Origin of the sequence: Mesorhizobium sp. M7A.F.Ca.CA.002.15.2.1, assembly GCF_003998715.1 — a bacterium.
GTDB lineage: Bacteria > Pseudomonadota > Alphaproteobacteria > Rhizobiales > Rhizobiaceae > Mesorhizobium > Mesorhizobium ciceri.
Window position 1 is genome coordinate 1 of record NZ_RZPI01001192.1, and the last position, 660, is coordinate 660.

General features: G+C 60.3%; 1 pseudogene. It reads right to left on the reverse strand.

The annotated features are described in order from the left end of the window. Nucleotides 1-344, reverse strand: a pseudogene (gene glyA / locus ENZ74_RS33590) (serine hydroxymethyltransferase); the annotation flags it as partial. Between the last annotated feature and the right edge of the window lie 316 nt (nt 345-660).

Here is a 660-nt window from a genome sequence, read left to right on the forward strand (position 1 = left end):
GCCTGGTTCATCTGGCTGCCGGAATTCGGCTGGACATTGGCGAAGTTGCAGCCGAACAGCTTCTTGGCGCGCTCGATGGCCAGTTCCTCGGCCACGTCGACAAACTGGCAGCCGCCGTAGTAGCGCTTGCCCGGATAGCCCTCGGCATATTTGTTGGTCATGATCGAGCCCTGCGCCTCAAGCACCGCGCGGGAAACAATGTTTTCCGAGGCGATCAGCTCGATCTCGTGGCGCTGGCGGCCGAGTTCGTTGCGGATGGCGCCGAAAATCTCCGGATCGGCGTCGGCCAGCGTGGTTTCGAAGAAGGATTCGAATTTGTTCGACACTGCCGCTGCTGTTGCCATAGCCTGAAATCCTCGGGGTTCGGGGGCAATTTTGTTTATGCATGTCGTTGCCCAAACCGCTGTACACTTTTGGGCAACCTGCACGCGGCGCCATTAACACAGTTGTTTTCGCCCCGCCACGTTTGCCACGCGAAATTTGCTGGCCGGATTGCGCCAGCCAGGCCCGCGCGTCGTTATTTCCTCGCCTTCCGGCCCCTCAGCAATGCCTCGGTGAGCGTGATCTCGGTAAACAGCGCCTGCGACGTATGGTCGTTGATCTCGCCGCTGCGAAACATGGCGCGCACGGCTTCGCGCTCGGCTTCGATGCCCGCAAATC